At 67.1% G+C, this 2057-nt stretch carries 2 protein-coding genes and 1 pseudogene; 2 read left to right on the forward strand and 1 reads right to left on the reverse strand.

Annotated features, from left to right (window positions below):
- Nucleotides 1-245, reverse strand: a pseudogene (locus A7E48_RS11045) (IS6 family transposase); the annotation flags it as partial.
- Nucleotides 246-275: 30 nt separating this feature from the next.
- Here A7E48_RS11045 and A7E48_RS10635 point away from each other — a divergent pair.
- Nucleotides 276-1510 (forward strand): IS3 family transposase gene (locus tag A7E48_RS10635; protein ID WP_141669453.1). Its coding sequence is split into 2 segments (ribosomal slippage): nt 276-600 and nt 600-1510, totalling 1236 coding nucleotides; the frame shifts between segments, so codons are not numbered across the junction.
- 35 nt (nt 1511-1545) lie between these two features.
- Nucleotides 1546-2057: FAD-dependent oxidoreductase (locus A7E48_RS10640; protein ID WP_233126077.1), on the forward strand; the 512-nt coding region annotated here is incomplete at its 3' end.

The raw sequence follows: 2057 nt of genomic DNA on the forward strand, positions 1-2057 counted from the left end.
TAGGTCTCATCCACCTGCCAGGAACTGGCCTGCCAGTCGGGTACCTGCCGGTACCACCGAGTGTGCTTGTCCAGCTCAGGGCCGTATTTCTGGACCCAGCGGTAGATCGTGGTGTGATTGACCGGCACGCCCCGCTCAGTCATCATTTTCTCTAGATCGCGGTAGCTCACCCCGTAGCGGCAGTATCACCGCACTGCCCACAGAGTGATGTCACGGGGGAAATGACGACCGGAGAAGATGCCCATGGCTGTGATTATTTCACGCCGGTCTTTCTACTGCCCCAACTTTGCAACAGCACCTACGAGTCCACCCCGGGCGCCACGGTCCGCGGCATCGCCGAGGATCTCGGCATCGTGCGCGGCACGCTGCGGCACTGGCTCGAGGTCTACGGGACCGGCAAGAAGACCGCCGCTGACGGGACATTGACCTCCAGCCCACTGCAGTCCAAGCCGTCGCCGACAAGCCCTACGGGTCCCGCCGGTGAGACGCCTGAGCAGAAGATCGCCCGGCTCGAGGCCCGGGTCAACGAGCTCGAGGTCGAGACGACGAAGCTGACCACCGAGCGGGAGATCCTCCAGCGGGCGGCCAAGTATTTCGCTGGGGAGACGGGCTGGTGAGTCGTTTCCAGTTCGTCGCCGGCAACTCCGCCACCTTCGAGGTGAAGCGACTGTGTGAGCTCGTCGAGATCGAGCGCTCGTCCTACTACGCCTGGCTCAAGGCTGCCCCGGCCCGAGAAGCCAGGGCAGCTGACGACGCGGCGCTGGCAGAGCGGATCAGGGCTGTCCATGCCGAGGACAACACCCAGGGTGCGCCACGGATCACCGCCGAGCTCAACGACAGCGCGCCTGCCGGTGAGCGGGTAAACCACAAGCGCGTCGCCAGGGTGATGCGGCTGCAAGGAATCCGGGGCTATGTGAAGAAGCGGCGGGTGCGGACCACGATCCCCGAACCGTCTGGCCAGAAGTACCCCGACTTGCTCAAGCGCGACTTCACCGCCCCGGCGCCAGGGCTGCGCTACGTCGGCGATATCACCTATCTGCCGATCGCCGACGGCACGAACCTCTACCTGGCGACCGTGATCGACTGCTACAGCCGTCGGCTTGTCAGGTGGGCCATCGCTGACCACATGCGTACCGAGCTCGTCGAGGACGCGTTGAAGGCCGCCGCCGCAACCCGGGGCACCCTCAAGGGCAGCGTATTTCACAGCGACCACGGGTCGGTCTACTGCTCGAAGGACTACGCCAAGCTCTGTCGCAAGCTCGGCGTCACCCAGTCCATGGGCGCCGTCGGGTCCAGCGCGGACAACGCATTGGCCGAGTCGTTCAACGCCACCATGAAGCGCGAGGTTCTCCAAGACGCCGCCTGCTGGAGCAACGAACTGGTCTGCCGCCGGCAGGTCTTCAGGTGGCTCGTCCGCTACAACACCAAGCGACGCCATTCGTGGTGCCGCTACGTCCCGCCGGTCCTCTACGAGACCGGCAACACCGCTACGCTGCCGACGGCTGCGTAATCACACCCCGTGTCCAAGATCCGGGGGTAGGGCCCTTGCGCGGTGCCGTCTACTACACCGACGGTCAGCTCGAGGACGACGCCCGCCTCGTGATCGCGCTGGCCCGCACCGCCGCGGCGCACGGCGCGGACGTCCTCACCCGGTGCGCCGCGACCGACCTGCGTGAGGACCGACTCACCCTCACGGACGAGACGACGGGCGAGAGCGTCGAGGCTCGGGGCACGGTCGTCTCGGCGACCGGCGTGTGGGCCGGTGAACACGACCCGTCGTTGCGGATCTCGCCGAGCCGCGGATCCCACCTGGTCGTGCGGGCCGAGGCGCTCGGGTGTCCCAGCGCCGTGTTCACCGCGCCGGTGCCGGGTCACTTCGGCCGGTTCGTGTTCGCTCTGCCACAGAGCGACGGCCTCGTGCTCGTCGGCCTCACCGACGACGCCGCTCCCGGGGTCGACGGCATCGCTCCGCCGGTGCCGGAATCCGACGAGGACTTCCTCCTCGCCACGATCAACCGCGCGCTGGAGCGCCCCCTGACCAGGCAGGACGTGGTGGG

Source organism: Rothia sp. ND6WE1A (assembly GCF_001683935.1).
Lineage (GTDB): Bacteria > Actinomycetota > Actinomycetes > Actinomycetales > Micrococcaceae > Rothia > Rothia amarae.